This window comes from Arcticibacter sp. MXS-1 (assembly GCF_041902385.1).
Classification (GTDB): domain Bacteria; phylum Bacteroidota; class Bacteroidia; order Sphingobacteriales; family Sphingobacteriaceae; genus Arcticibacter.
This window is the reverse complement of record NZ_CP169244.1, coordinates 2,264,218-2,279,257: the sequence shown is the minus strand read 5'-3', so window position 1 is coordinate 2,279,257 and position 15,040 is coordinate 2,264,218. Positions and strand designations below refer to the sequence as shown.

The window sequence follows — 15,040 nt, the reverse complement described above, 5'->3', positions numbered from 1 at the left end:
CAGGTGTTAACTCTCGTATTCCCACACGAAGTAAACCACACAAGCAGAAACGAGGAAAAACTCTACCATCTCTATATCAGTTTAATCAAATATAACCTTTACCCGGCTGACTAGCAATACCAGAATCCCGGTATTTTATCTCATTCAGACCCAAATCATTATACGACAAGAGCACCCGCAGGGTTCCGGATTTGTTAACTAAGTAGTACTACCTATTTTCTGGTTTCGGTACTAGTCCGAATTGATGCCCATCTGTCCTCCCGGTACCTTTGTGAAAAGAGTTTATTCTTAATTATTACACTACTAACAGCAAAAATTTAAAATGAAAAAACAACTACTAATCCTTTTTACAGCAGCAGTGGCTGTACTGACGGGATGTAAGAAAGATGACGATGATTCAGGCAGCATGAAGGGCAAGCGCGTGAGTAAAATAACCGAGATTGACGGCGATGAAAGATCTGTAATAAGATTCACCTATGACAGCAAGAACCGGATATCCGCTTATGTAAACGAGGGAGAAGGTGAAACGGCAACCTTCACTTACGACGGGACCGGGAACCTCATCAAAATGGAGCAATCAGAGGAGACGTCTAAAGAGGTATACGAAATCAGTTATAATTCAAAAGGCGAACCTACTACGGGTACCAGAAAAACGTTCGACGGAACCGAACTTCAGAGTCTGGAAGACATCACGTATACCGTATCCAATGGCAGAGTAACCGAAATCAAAACCAGTAGCGAAGATGAGATTACGGGAGTTCATAAGATCACTTATCAGGGCGACAACATTTCGAAAATCGAGTTTGAAGCTGAAGAAGGAAGCTACGAGTCAACGTTCTCGCATGACGATAAGAAGTCGCCATTCGCTTCTGCCGGCTTTAAATACGTACTTGAACTGGGCATTAGCACGAGATTTTGGGGCAAGAACAATATGACTTCGATAAAAGGCGGACTTCAGGAAACAACAGCATCCTATACATATGATAACGACGGCTATCCCCGAACATCTGAAGTAACAGTGAAGCTAATGGAGCATCAGCTCAGTAAGACTACGCAGATTTACGAATACTAAGAATCAATTCAGTACACCATTAATCAGTTTAAAAAACAAGCAAATGAAACGCTCTTTAATCCTCTTAACCACACTTCTAACGATCTGCACGTTCCTATCATCCTGCTACACCTACAATGCAACGGTAGGTTCAGGAGCTAAACAAAACGTACAGGTGAAGAAGAAGAACCACTACGTAATCTTCGGCCTCGCACCAGTAGGAACATCTGACGCAAAAGAGATGGCCGGGGGAGCAACAGACTACAACGTCACCGTCACTCATACCTTTATAGACGGCCTGTTGTCCGGTATTACGTTCGGTATTTATACCCCTACAACTACCATTGTAACGAAATAAGACGCGCGTGCGGGATAGAAAAATCCCGCATCTGCTTTTTTTAAAGCAAAAGAGATGAAAAAGCAATTATTAATCATGCTGGCTGCTTGCCAGTTCTTTTCTGTTTCCGTACTGCACGCTCAGGGCTTTTTAAACAGGATAAAGCAAAAAGCAGGTAACGTGGCAGAGAAAGTGGTTGACAAGAAAACCGATGAACTCATTAACGGCAAACGAAAAGGGAATGGAGGTAATACCGATAATGCAGGCACCGACGGAGCTGTCGATGATGGCAGCTATGACTCGCCCCCGGGCTCGTCTTCCTCGGCTACACGCAGAAATAAGCCGGCAAACAAGGGCGGTGCAGGGCTTATTACTTCCGCGCCTGATGTAAATGAAAAACTGGGTGCTGCAGAAAGCGCATTTAATGCTTCCAATTTTGGAGAAGCGAGGGGCGCACTGCAGCAGGCCATGCTAGGCGTTGAAATGGAAATCGGAAAAAGCCTTCTCAAGTCTTTGCCTGAATCAGTATCCGGGTTACCTAACCAGGCAGATGCCGACAAAGTTACGAGTGCCGGCTATGGGTGGAACGGACTCACTATTTATCGCGAATATTTGAAGGACGATAAACAATTAACGGTCACCATTGCCAACAACTCCCTGCTAATGTCGTCATACAATGCCATCATCGCTGCGAGCGGCTTTGCTCAATCATCGAGCGACCAGAAATGGAAGCAGATTAAAATAAAAGGCCTTAAGGGGATTGCTGAATATGATGAGGGAAGCGGCTATAAGGTGACGGTTCCGCTCGGCCAGACTTCATTGGTTGTGTGGGAGGGCGTCAATTTCGACAACGAGCAAGATCTGCTCGTCGCTATTAATGCGTTCGACGTAGATGGAATCAAGAAGACCTTAGGTGAAAACTAAATCAAACTGTTAAACTAATGAAAATGCAAAAGATTTACCTGGGCTTACTGGTTGCACTGCTAGGAACAGAGGCCTCGGCTCAGGACTTCAACCAGTATCTTTCTAAGGCGAAATCGTCTTATAGTTCAGGCAAGCTCGAAGATGCTCGATTTGCAATGCAGCAGATGCTGATGGAGCTTGATAAAAAAGCAGGAAAAGAGTTATTAAAAATATTTCCGTCTCAACTCGGGGACCTCACAGCCAACGCATCTGGCGACCAGGTAAGCGGTAGCTCCAGCTTTACAGGTGTGGTTACAGAACGGCATTACGGCTCCGGCATCCGGGCTGCCGAGCTGCAGGTGATTACGAACTCACCACTGGTAGCTGGCTTAAATTCGCTGCTTTCGATTCCGTTCATCGCCTCATCTGACCCTAACCAGAGAAGAATTAAGGTGGGTAACTATAAAGGGATCACCAGGAGACAGAGCGAGAATGAAAGTCCGACACAATTCGAAACACAGATTCCTTTTGGTTCAACGCTCCTCTCTCTGAATACAACCGGCTTGTCCGAGGAGGAAGTAACGAAGATGGTTCAAAACCTGCCAATGGCGGAGATTGCAAAAATGGTCGAGTAAAAAAAACAGCTCCATGTAACGAACCGGCAGGTGTCTGCGTCTCTCCAATTAGATTAATAGTTGGGATATGCATCGCCTGTTTCGGTTCTTTTACTTGCACCTGTTTTTGCTTCTCCTGCCCCTGGTGTCCGGAGCGCAAGGAAGGCAACCGCGTGCAACCACAGATAATGATCAGTTTGCAACCTGGCTTCACCGGGGCGAAAAAGAACTGAGCAACGGAAACATTGACTCAGCGGAGTTCTGGTACAACAAGGCGCATACTCTCGCGCTTAAGCTTAACGACCGAAGAAAGATAGCTGAGTATATCTCAGACTATGTTCGCCTGCTGAATAACCAAAGCAAATATCAGCAAGCCCTTGGGCTTGCAAAAGAATTATTGACAATAGGCAGAGCGCTGAAGGACACAACAATCATTGCCAACGCTTACGGTTCCATCGGGAACCAATACATTTATCTCGGCTCTTTCAAAGAGGCGGCGAAGCACACGGTTACTGCCCTCAACCTGGCAAGACATCACGGCTTGCTAAAAATGCAGCAAGTCTATAGCAACAACCTTGCTAGCATTTTCATCGAACTGCGCGACAAACAAAAGTCGTCCTTCTACTCCAGAATCAGCTACGACATTGCTATCAGGAGAAAAGACTCGGCAGGCATTGCAAGCAGTCTCGTGAACATTGCTAACAGCGAAACCATCAGTCGCCGTTTTGATAAAGCTATTTACTACTACCAAAAGCTTATTCAGCTTGGATTTCAACTTAAAGATCTTTCCTACGTCCTTGATGGCTATATCAATATGGCCAATGTGAGCAGCGAGACAAAAGATTATGCCAGGGCAAGGCAATACTACCTGAAGGCTTTCGGCTTGCTTAAACGTTACCCATCAAACGATTATGAGCTCTATGTCTACTGGGGCCTGGCAGAAAGCTCTCATTTTCTTGGCGACAATGTTGCAGCTGAAAAATATCTTAAAAAAAGCATTGCACTTGGCAGGCGCAGCGGCAGCAGCAACCAGCTGAAGATGATGTATCTCCTGGCTTCGGAAATTTTTGAAAAGCAACATAAATCGGAAACAGCACTGGCATATCGAAAAAAGCATGATGTCCTCAAAGACTCGATAAGCAGCGCAGAGACGCAGGCAGCCGTCAACAAGCTGGAGATCGAGTACCAGACAGTTGAAAAAGAAAAGAGGCTCGCCCAGCAACAACTGACTATCGCCAGAAACAGGATCGTCATACAAGAAAAAAATCGTCTGATTACGCTTTATCTGGTCGCTATATTCTTTTTGGTTAGTATGCTGTCATGCATCTACCTGTCTTTTTCGCAGAAGCGAAAAACTCAACAGCAGAGGCTAAAGCTGATGGAAAAAGAAAAAGAAGTGCAAACCCTGGAAGCAATGATTGCCGGAGAAGAAAAAGAACGTGCCCGCCTGGCCAAGGAACTTCATGACGGAGTAGGAGGCTCCCTGTCTGCGGCGAAGATGCACCTTAGCTTGCTGGGCAGCGAGTACAACACACTTTCAGCCTCTGACACCTACAACCAAACGCTGTCGATCATCGACACAGTAGGAGGCGAAATCAGATCGATCGCACATAATCTGGCTCCTACATTTTTACAGGAAAAAGGGCTGATCACTACGCTCGAAAGCTTTTGCAGGAAAGTTAGCAACACAGCGCTGAAGGTTGAATTTTACGCACTCGGTGCGCAGACAGTGCAAAACCTGAACTTTGAACTCTTTATATACCGGATTGTGCAGGAGTGCATTAATAACATAATCAAGCACGCCCATGCTACTTCTGCAATTGTCCAGATCTCGATAAACGATGGCGTACTTGCATTGACCATTGAAGACGACGGAATTGGATTCGACCTGACGAAACTGGAAGAAAAAGGGCTGGGACTCGGCAACCTGAAGTCGAGGGTTGAGATCATGGGAGGCTTTTTTGAGATTAGCTCCAGGCCTCTTAACGGCACCGCGATCTATTTGGAATTCGATTGCTCTGCCTACCTCAAGGGAAAACTGAGAAACAATAAGCCGGAGCCGAAACTTCAGGAAAAGCACTTGATATACGGATGAAAAAATGGAAATTAAGGTCGCAATTGCAGACGATCACCTCCTCATTATCGGAGGACTGTCGAGCATGTTAAAAAAGAACAAGAAATTCCAGCTGATATTTTCTGCTACGAGCGGTCCAGAGCTGTTCTTAAAGCTGCGGGAAACTCTTCCGGATGTATTATTTCTGGACATCCAGCTTCCCGGGCTGAGCGGGATTGAGATTTGCAAAATAGTTAAGCAGGATTACCCTTCCGTCAGGATCATCGCACTCACCAACCATGAAGAGAGCCACTTTGTAAAACAAATGCTTAGAAATGGAGCGTCGGGATACTTGCTGAAGAATACAGACGGCGGCAGGATCGCAGAAGCGGTTGAACAGGTGATGCAGGGCGGCCAATACATCGACCAGGTACTTCAAAGGGCCATGCTTGACGAACTGCTTTCAGGGAAAAAGAAGACGACTGCGGGGGTAATGTTAACGAAGCGGGAACAGGAGATTCTGGGGCTTATTGCACAGGAGTACTCCAATCAGGAGATTGCAGACAAACTCTTCATCAGCCTTCGGACAGTTGAAACTCATCGACTAAATATCAGTCAGAAACTAAATGTAAAAAATACGGTAGGGCTCGTAAAAGAGGCGTACCAAAGAGGGCTCATTTAACCTCCCTAAGTACTTTTACGTATTTCAATGAATACCTTTTTCTACTCAAAAGAATTACTAATGAACGAGATAGCTTTGCAACTATCAACAGATTCAAGCAATGAAAAAGCTCATTCTTTCTTTTTTGTTCTTATGTGCACAGCTCTCTCTATCAGCCCAGTTCCTTAAAAAGCTATCTGATAAAGCAGGGGCCGCAGTAGAAAAAACAATCGATAAAGGACTAGGCAACGGAGAAAACGCAGGAGGGTCGAGTAAAAGAACCGCAAAAGCCCCGGCCGCCGGGGAAGCAATGCCTTCTGCTGTCACCAGACCTTCCGCCAGCCCGCAGGGTGGCAGCAGCAGCACAGACGGAACCTGGAGTGCAGCAGATTATGGAACACAACCATTTAAACTCCAGCCCGGAGAGACGATCGTAAGAGGGGAGTTCAGTCTTAAAGTGAGCAACACTGGTCAGAAAATCAATCTGATCACTTCGCACAACGGAAAATATTTCTTCTACGAGAACGGAACACGCACAGGTCCCTTTGATCGCCCGCCGCTCTCGAAGCTGGGAGTATTTGGGTTTAACTCATTCAGCGCAAGCACCCGGCAGAGCAACCCCTCGAAATTCATCGAGGGGACCGGCAATGTCAGGCAACTCGTCCTGAACGGGAAGAAATATGGGCCATTTTCAACTATCCTCGCGTTTTACCTCTCCCCGGATCAGGAACGTTTTTATGCACTGGCAGAAAAGAGAACGGGCGAAAGCTCAGATTTCTTCCTTTTGTCTCATAGTGGCACCACAAAGTTACCCGGGTATGCGCCCACCCTGCTGGTGAGCAATAACTTTGAGCATGCGGCAGCAGTGGGTAGCCAAACTCAGTTAAAGGCCAGGACAGAACAAGATCGCTACCGCTATGCAGAGAATGACGACACATTCGTGTTCACCAGTACCGGCGCCAAACTAGGACCGCTGAAAGACTGGAACAGAAGCAAAAACTGGATTAGTAACAATGGGATGCTTATCCAGTTGAAGGAAGGCAGCAGGAAGCAGATCTATATTAACGGAGAACCGGGACCGTCCTTTCAAAGGAACCTGGAAAACCTCAACGCCCTCTTCCTCAGCAAAAGCGGAAAATCAGGCGCATATTATGATTACGGAAGCCTGTATTTTTCGGACGGGACACATCTTGCCTATTCCGTTCTGTCTCCCGCAGCCGGAACAGAAAACGGGAAGGACTACCTGTTCTGGCTTTCAGTAAAAGACAACAATTTGTATGTATGTCGTAAGGAAATTTAGCTACTCAATTGTCATGTTCCTATTTCAAACCACTATGGCAGCTTCCTATGATGGGGGGCTGCCTCAAAGCAGTTTAAAGCAGAGTCTTGGTGAGGGGTATTACCAGGCAGAAAAGCTATCAGAAGAAGTCAGACCTGAAATTGAGAAGTATGCACGGGTATTTCACGAAGACCCGGATCTGATGGAAGCCGTTATTTTCCCCGAACTTATTCGCTTTAACTCAATATTCGATGCCATCCAGATCGGCTCTTTGATCACGCTCTACACCAGATGGGGCGATGACTATGCAGACTTTTCGGTTGGATATTTCCAAATGAAGCCATCCTTCGCCGAGCAAATAGAGAGATCAGCCTTAGAGTTCGCAGACTTTGGATGGGTAACACGAGCAGGGTTCTCCGGACTGAAAACAACAAACGACTTTGAGGGAAGAAAGCTGCGAATTGAACGACTTCGTTCGCTTACCTGGCAGGTGAAGTACCTTGGTGCTTTTCTAAAAATTTGCAGAAGCAGGTACCGAATCAGAAAGATGAACGTCGAGTATAACGTAAGGCTACTTGCAACGGCGTACAACGCAGGGTATCACCGGACTTTGAAAAAAACCACTCCCTTTTTATCTAAAAAGCTTTTTTATACCGGGCAGATGGATAACGGAAGCCGGTTTAACTACTCAAGCATCGCATGGCTTCGCTTTAACGAACTAAAGATGCGACGAAAGGCGCTTCGTGTAGCGATATAAAAAAGGGCCATTACAGGCCCTTTTTTATTCAAATTGATTCTTTATCGAGTATCCAAGATCCTTTAAGGTCTTTTCCTTTTTAAACAGCTCAATATCTGCCTTCATCATATCATTGACCAGCATAGGAAGATCATACTTGGGCTTCCATCCTAATTTCTGCATTGACTTTGTAGGATCGCCAATCAGCAGTTCTACCTCTGTCGGGCGGAAATAACGCGGATCCACAGACACCACTTCTGTTCCGGCTTCTACCTGATATTCGGGATTACTGCAACTCACTACGTATCCTTTCTCATCAGCGCCTTCACCTTTAAACTCAACCGCTATTCCTGTCTCTGCAAAAGCCATTTTTACAAAGTCACGAACGGTAGTGGTAATACCAGTGGCAATTACAAAGTCTTCAGGAGTTTCTTGCTGAAGGATCAGATACATGGCTTCCACATAATCCTTGGCATGACCCCAGTCGCGCTTCGCATCCAGGTTACCCAGATACAGGCAGCTCTGCATACCCATTGCGATTTTGGCAACTCCCCGCGTGATCTTTCTGGTGACGAAGGTCTCTCCCCTCAAAGGGCTTTCATGGTTAAATAAGATCCCGTTGCAGGCATACATGTTATACGCCTCACGGTAGTTCACCGTGATCCAATAGCCATAAAGCTTTGCCACGGCATAAGGCGAGCGGGGATAAAAAGGAGTCTTCTCCGATTGAGGAACTTCCTGAACGAGGCCGTACAACTCAGAGGTAGAGGCCTGGTAGATCCTGGTCTTCTCAGTAAGTCCAAGTAGGCGAACTGCCTCCAGGATGCGGAGAGTACCGATACCATCCGCATTTGCTGTGTATTCAGGAGTGTCAAAGCTTACTTTCACATGGCTCATCGCTCCCAGATTATAGATTTCATCCGGCTGCACCTGCTGAATAATGCGGATCAAGTTGGTGGAGTCAGTCAGATCACCGTAGTGCATAATGAACCTCACATCCTGGTCGTGAGGGTCCTGGTAAAGATGATCTATCCGGTCGGTATTAAACAAAGAGCTTCTTCGCTTAATACCATGCACTTCGTATCCTTTTGACAGAAGCAATTCAGCTAGGTATGCACCGTCCTGGCCTGTGATACCTGTAATAAGGGCCTTCTTCTTCATTAAATAAATTTAAACGCTAAATTAAAAATGTTTACGGTATTATTACCATGTAACAGCCTTATCCCCTATTTCAAAGGTTCTCTTATAATGTAATAGGTTGAACGGCAAGAGATGCAAAAATAACGTTTTACTGGTTTGGTGTACAGCAAGAGTTTCACGTACCATTCGCGATGGATCCTGTCGGTGAAAGGGATGCCACACTGAGGGCAAAGAGGATGCAAGCGCTTTGCTTTTTGATTGTTCTCGGAATTCATTAGGTTACAGGAGGAGGGCCTGATGGGCAGTAATTGCACCAGGCATTGAAACAAGTGAGTATCGAATATTTACAACAAAATCAAGATTTTACAAAATGCAGCATCTGGCAGGACAAAAACAGAGGTATTGCAACTTCACGGCGGGAAGAAAGACAATGAGCGCTACCCGCTCGACAGGAGACTTTACTATTCATAGTTATCTTGTAGGGATATCAGGCTTCGATATCCCTGCAAAAATAACGATTTTAGGATTATGGCTGTATTAATCAGGGCACAAACAGAGAAAGCCGCCTTCTTTCGAAGAGCGGCTTTCTCATTACAACACTCAAACTAACCAGTTACCCGGAAAGTGCTTTTACCTGTCCTGACGATCAGTGACGCTTATTCTAATTTAAAATCTGCTTCCCTGACATCCCTGCTGTTGGTACCAATGAACAACTTAAAGTCGCCCGGCTCAGCTACGAAATCGAGGTTACTATTGTAAAACTTCAGGTCATCTTCGGTGATCTTAAATGAGACTTCACGAGACTCACCTGGTTTAAGGCTGATCTTTTGAAAACCTTTTAATTCTTTTACAGGACGTGTAATACTTCCGACAAGATCACGGATATAAAGCTGTACTACTTCTTTCCCCTCTACAGCTCCTGCATTCCTAACGGTGACACTTGCCGTAATTTCCTGTCCGTGCCGGAGGGTATTGCTGCTTAACTTAATGTCGCTGTATTCGAATTTGGTGTAACTAAGACCAAAACCGAAGGGATAAAGAGGATCGTTTGAAACGTCGAGGTAATTAGATCTGAATTTCTCGAACCATTTGCCTTCAGCCAGAGGACGTCCGGTATTCTTGTGGTTGTAGAACAGTGGCACCTGGCCTACCACCTGCGGGAAGGTCATAGAGAGCTTTCCAGAAGGGTTCACATCTCCAAACAAGACATCAGCAATCGCATCTCCTGCTTCTGAGCCGCCAAACCAGACGTTAAGGATAGCAGGAACATTTTCGCTTTCCCATTTAAGAGTAAGGGGCCGGCCGGTAAACAGCACGAGTACCACAGGTTTACCCGTTTTTAGTAACTCCTTGAGAAGTTCTTGCTGGACATCCGGAATACCGATATCGGTACGACTCGAACTTTCACCGCTCATTTCGGCCGACTCGCCAAGGGCAGCTACAATGACATCTGATTGTTTCGCAATTTGAATTGCTTCATTTCTGATCTCTTCTGCAGAACGGTTATCGCGGCGAAGCGATTTTCCAAACATGGTAGCCCGCTCTTCAAGTTTCGGATCGGCCGTGAGATTAGAACCTTTGGCGTACACGATCTTTGCCTGCTTGCCGACAGCCGATTTTAAACCATTCAACAGAGAAACGGACTTGCTAAAATCCGCAGCAACACTCCAGGTACCGGTCATGTTTTCGGTAGCATCTGCCAGTGGACCGATTAAAGCGATCGTTCCTGATTTTTTAACGGGCAGAACGTTATGATCATTCTTGAGGAGAACAAAACTTTGTGCTGCTGTCGCTCTTGCTTCCTTCCGGTGAGCAGGAGTAAAGATCTCGGTTTTGCTGCGCTTTATATTACAGTAACGATAAGGATCTTCAAATAAACCGAGCTTATATTTCGCCTCCAGCACGCGGCGGCAAGCCATGTCAATTTCCTGCTGAGAGATCTTTCCTTCCTCTAACGATTGCTTTAGCGTACCCAGAAAACCCTCTCCTACCATATCCATATCTACTCCCGCTTTTAACGAGAGAGCGGAGACCGTCCTCAAATCGCCAAGGCCATGGTCTACCATCTCGTTGATAGCCGTGTAATCTGTCACTACAAAACCGTTAAAACCCCACTGCTTGCGCAACACGTCGGTGAACAACCATTTATTAGCACTGGCTGGCACTCCTTCTACTTCGTTAAAAGAGGTCATGACACTTCCGACGCCTGCCTCAACAGCAGCCTTGTAGGGAGGGAAATATTCGTTATACATTCTCACCCGGCTCATGTCGACCGTGTTATAGTCGCGGCCTGCTTCTATCGCTCCATAGAGAGCAAAATGCTTGACACAGGCCATGATCGTATTGTTACGGGACAGATCGTCGCCCTGGTACCCTCTCACCATCGCTTTCGCAATCTGAGATCCGAGGTAGGGGTCTTCACCTGAGCCCTCCGAAGCACGGCCCCATCTGGCGTCTCTTGAAATGTCGGTCATGGGCGAAAATGTCCAGTTAATCCCATCAGCACTCGCCTCAATGGCGGCGATCCTTGCACTTCGCTCTATAAGAGGCATGTCCCAGCTGCAGGAAAGCCCAAGAGGAATAGGGAACACGGTCTGATAGCCATGGATAACATCCATGCCGAAGATCAGAGGAATTTTAAGTCTCGTTTTTTCTACCGCAATTTTTTGTACGTCTCTGATTTTCTGGGCTGTCTTGATATTAAAGAGACCACCCACTTTTCCCTCTTCTATTTTTTTTGCGATATCTGAACTTGAGGCCTGTCCTGTTGTAATATCGCCCGCACCTGGCAGATTAAGCTGACCCAGCTTCTCGTCGATGGTCATCTTTTGCATGAGCGACGATATGAACTGATCCATTTTTGCGTCCCTGCTCGTCTGCGCTATTGCTCCCGCCGACAGCATCGTAAGTAAAAATAAACTCGCTTTTAAAAACTTCATTTTTCTAAATTAACTCGTATCTAAACTATTGAACCTCTATAACCCTTGACCTCGATGAGACTCCGTTCTCATTGAAGGCTTCTATCGAGAAATAGTATTTCTGATCCCTCGACAAATTCCTGAGGTCAAGCTGACCCTGATCATATACCATCCAGGAATTATAAAGCTTGTCGGGGGCTATTCCCCATAGAATATTGTAGCCCTGCACGCCCTTCTTCTGCTTCCAGCTTAGCCTGGCGTTGCGCCGGTCGGCCTGGCGCTGAACATTGAAATCAGATACTGCCGATGGCGCTTTTCCTTGTCCAAGTCCGAATATCCGAAGTCCGGATATGGCTAGGTTCCTGGTAGGGACATGAATATTACGGTAACGCACGTAGCGCACCGTTTGGGGACTCGCCAGCTCGACGTAATCATTAGGAACATCTGCATAGCTGTCGGAACGATCAATCAGTGTAACCCACTTCCTGCCGTCCTGTGAACCTTCTACTATATACCGGTGGTGTAAGCCAGGCACCCTGCCGTAAAACTCAGATTTGTAATCATGATAGTTTAACTGGATCGCATATGCTTTAGCCGGCTTTAGCAGATCGATCATCACCCATTGCTGGTCGTCGTTCTTCTCTGCAACCCAGAAGCTTCTGATGCTTTCATCTGTAATGTTGCCGGCTGAAAAATCGCCTAAGGTAGACGAAACCGTCACCGGCTTCTTATACGATAGCAGCATCCAGCCAGTGAATTGCCCCATTTTCCCTGGCTCACCCGGCGCATAATGAGGATAATCACCGAAAGAGGTGTTTGAATACATGAGACCATCCTTATCAAACCAGGCCGGGAACATACACAGTCTCCTTTCCCAATTGACGTTCACCGACACAGACATAGATGCAAAATGCCAGAACATGTTGCCGGGCCCCCGCACCGTACTTCCGTGTCCGGCGCCGTTCGCAAAGCCGCCGGGCTTGTAAAAGACCGGGTTATTGGGTGCGTAGGTATAGGGGCCTAAAGGATTATCGCTCATGTAAACCCCGTCGCCATAAACATTGAACTCCGTACCAGGAGCGGCGTACTGCATATAATACTTGTTCTTATACCTGGTAAGCCATGCTCCTTCCATGTATCCTTTAAGAACTGTATCTCCGTGGTTCTCACCAAAACGCTCCCATCCATGTTTTTCTCCGTCCAGCCTGAACAGCTCTACAACTTCGCCCGAAGGACGAAAATTGCGTTCACGATCGAGCTTCCTGCCCCGCAGCGGAAATGTATTTGACGAGCCCCAGAACATGTAGGCCTGACCATCTTCATCAATAAACAGGTCGGGGTCCTGCAGGTCATTCAGAATATAAGGAAGGGGCTTCCAGTCGCCCCTCTTCGGATTATCAGTGTAAAGCACACTCATAGAGCCGGAAGGATCTCCCGTGACGTACAGAACTGAGTCTTTATAATTATGTGCAGCCGGAGCATTGGAACCCTGAAAGTACCATTTCTCAGGTGTTATGAAACTCCAATTCGTTAAATCTTTTGAATGCCAGTACCCCATCGAGCGGGTGACGAACATATAATACTCGCCGCGGAACTTCACCACAGCCGGATCTGCGCCGGAACGATAAGAAATATTCCTTTCCGCATCATATATGGCATAAGTATAATCGAGGTTCAAGGGATTGCAATAGGTTTGCATTCTGGTAGTCTGTGCCTGGATACAAACAGGCGCGGAGACCAGAATGATCAGGCAAAGAAATACTTTTTTAATATGTTTTTGCATGCTGAGGTTATAAATCTATTTCAAATCCTTATTCACTTTAGTTGGGGGCTCTCAAATCCTAACTTCCTCAGCCCCTGCTGCACGTCGGCGTCTGACATAAACAGGTTCCACAGCAAGCCGGTACGCCCGTTCTCGATCATCACCACCTCAGGTCCCTGGTCAATTGCCAGGTAACGCTGAGGATACCAGTTCTCGCTCTCGCTATACGCATCATAAAAGCCGTATTTACCCCACACTTTATCTCCCAGCTTCTCATAGAGGTAGCGCATCACTTGCAGGGAATATTCAGGAGTGTAGGGATAGGACGATATAGCCGCGGTAGGAGAGATCACGCCGAAGTCTTCCTGCGGACTGTGAGCCGCATACCCCTTTACCGAGTAACTGGCGGTCAGTCCCCAGGCATCTTTTCCGTACCCCTTGTAGCCCTTAGGATTTTGAATAACGTACTCACGGCTTATAAGTGTATGATTTTTATTGAGGAGCCAATAGTCGGCATACTTGTCTTTCAAGCCCTTAGGATTTAAGCCCAGATAGGAGTAATGAGCCCAGAAAAGCGGGCCGACACTACCGGGAGCTCCATTATGATTGAGAACGACCTTTAAACCATACTTCTCCGCGTCCGACTTAATCGCCCCGTTCTTTGCCCAACCCTCGTGATAAACCTGAGGAGGAATGCCATGAGTTGGCGAAGCTGCACCAAGAACGTACATGATCAGACATTCGTTATAGCCAGTGACAGCAAAGTTCATTTCCCACCCGTAGTTAGGGCTCCAGTGCCAGTAAAGAACACTCTGATTCCCGTTGCGGTACCAGTTCCAGTCTATCTCTTTCCAGAGCTGAGAGGCTTTTTCAGCCAACTTCTTCTCCCCGGCATCTCCGTCCTTAAAGTACTGCTTAACACATATCAGCCCCTGAGCCATAAAAGCCGTTTCTACCAGATCGCCGCCGTCGTCCTTTTGCCCGAACGGCTTCACTTTACCGGTTTTACCATAAAGCCAGTGAGGCCATGCTCCATGAAAGCGATCGGCCTTTTCAAGGAAGCCCATGATCTTGGTTAACCGGGCTACTCCTTCCTGACGGGTAATAAATCCACGCTCAATGCCTACCAATATCGCCATTACCCCGAAACCACCTCCCCCGTGGTAACAACGTCCTGGTCATTCTCGGGGTAGTCGCCGTCGATATGAATACGCTCTCTTGCTAAACCAGAATTAGGTTCCGCACCTTCCCAGAAATAATTAAATGTGTGTTTTTGAATGAGGGTAAGGAGGGAATCATTGGAAAGGGAATCCCTTTCCCGATTGGAAGATGGTTGCTCCGACACCTTGCCTTGACTGCAAGCACAAAAGATAAGGGCTATCGACAAACACTTTGCAATTTTTACGCTAATCATTTTATTAATGCTGTGTTTAGAATAAATGCCTTCCAACTCTGAAATCTGCAGGTGGAGTAATCGGCACGTATTCACCTCACTCCCAGCCTTCTTCGTGTCAACCTGCCAGATCTGGCGGAGGGAACAATACGAACAAGAGCATTAGTTGGACATAGCAAAGAGGCCGGATCAA

General features: G+C 46.7%; 13 protein-coding genes. 8 read left to right on the top strand and 5 right to left on the bottom strand.

From position 1 onward, the window contains the following. The first annotated feature begins 322 nt into the window (after nt 1-322). The 8 genes from ACES2C_RS09855 to ACES2C_RS09820 all read left to right on the top strand — a co-directional run bounded on the left by ACES2C_RS09855 (nt 323) and on the right by ACES2C_RS09820 (nt 7,655). Nucleotides 323-1,072 (top strand): hypothetical protein, encoded by a 750-nt coding sequence (locus tag ACES2C_RS09855; RefSeq protein WP_374166767.1) that lies wholly within the window; start codon nt 323-325, stop codon nt 1,070-1,072. A gap of 43 nt (nt 1,073-1,115) precedes the next feature. Further along, the gene (locus tag ACES2C_RS09850; protein ID WP_374166766.1) at nt 1,116-1,409 is read left to right on the top strand and encodes a Bor family protein; all 294 of its coding nucleotides are present in this window, start codon (nt 1,116-1,118) and stop codon (nt 1,407-1,409) included. Between the two features lie 54 nt (nt 1,410-1,463). Continuing rightward, entirely contained in the window at nt 1,464-2,312 is an 849-nt protein-coding gene (locus ACES2C_RS09845) for a hypothetical protein (protein ID WP_374166765.1), read from the top strand. 23 nt (nt 2,313-2,335) lie between these two features. Beyond that, nucleotides 2,336-2,926 (top strand): hypothetical protein, encoded by a 591-nt coding sequence (locus ACES2C_RS09840; protein ID WP_374166764.1) that lies wholly within the window; start codon nt 2,336-2,338, stop codon nt 2,924-2,926. A 67-nt stretch (nt 2,927-2,993) separates the two neighbouring features. Beyond that, the gene (locus ACES2C_RS09835; protein WP_374166763.1) at nt 2,994-5,000 is read left to right on the top strand and encodes an ATP-binding protein; all 2,007 of its coding nucleotides are present in this window, start codon (nt 2,994-2,996) and stop codon (nt 4,998-5,000) included. Between the two features lie 4 nt (nt 5,001-5,004). After that, complete coding sequence (locus ACES2C_RS09830; RefSeq protein ID WP_374166762.1) at nt 5,005-5,640, top strand: response regulator; 636 nt, start codon at nt 5,005-5,007, stop codon at nt 5,638-5,640. A 100-nt stretch (nt 5,641-5,740) separates the two neighbouring features. Continuing rightward, the gene (locus ACES2C_RS09825) at nt 5,741-6,919 is read left to right on the top strand and encodes a hypothetical protein (RefSeq protein WP_374166761.1); all 1,179 of its coding nucleotides are present in this window, start codon (nt 5,741-5,743) and stop codon (nt 6,917-6,919) included. A 34-nt stretch (nt 6,920-6,953) separates the two neighbouring features. Next, complete coding sequence (locus ACES2C_RS09820; RefSeq protein WP_374166760.1) at nt 6,954-7,655, top strand: hypothetical protein; 702 nt, start codon at nt 6,954-6,956, stop codon at nt 7,653-7,655. A 24-nt stretch (nt 7,656-7,679) separates the two neighbouring features. Here ACES2C_RS09820 and gmd read toward each other — a convergent pair whose 3' ends face one another. From gmd to ACES2C_RS09795, 5 genes are all read right to left on the bottom strand, one after another. Beyond that, complete coding sequence (gene gmd, locus ACES2C_RS09815) at nt 7,680-8,795, bottom strand: GDP-mannose 4,6-dehydratase (RefSeq protein WP_374166759.1); 1,116 nt, start codon at nt 8,793-8,795, stop codon at nt 7,680-7,682. Nucleotides 8,796-9,430: 635 nt separating this feature from the next. Beyond that, nucleotides 9,431-11,713, bottom strand: coding sequence for a beta-glucosidase BglX (bglX, locus tag ACES2C_RS09810; protein WP_374166758.1), 2,283 nt, complete (start codon nt 11,711-11,713; stop codon nt 9,431-9,433). A gap of 25 nt (nt 11,714-11,738) precedes the next feature. Further along, entirely contained in the window at nt 11,739-13,475 is a 1,737-nt protein-coding gene (locus ACES2C_RS09805; RefSeq protein WP_374166757.1) for a family 43 glycosylhydrolase, read from the bottom strand. 32 nt (nt 13,476-13,507) lie between these two features. Further along, entirely contained in the window at nt 13,508-14,593 is a 1,086-nt protein-coding gene (locus ACES2C_RS09800) for a glucoamylase family protein (RefSeq protein WP_374166756.1), read from the bottom strand. Further along, complete coding sequence (locus tag ACES2C_RS09795) at nt 14,593-14,868, bottom strand: hypothetical protein (protein WP_374166755.1); 276 nt, start codon at nt 14,866-14,868, stop codon at nt 14,593-14,595. The genes ACES2C_RS09800 and ACES2C_RS09795 overlap by 1 nt, the downstream gene beginning before the upstream one ends. Nucleotides 14,869-15,040: the final 172 nt, after the last annotated feature.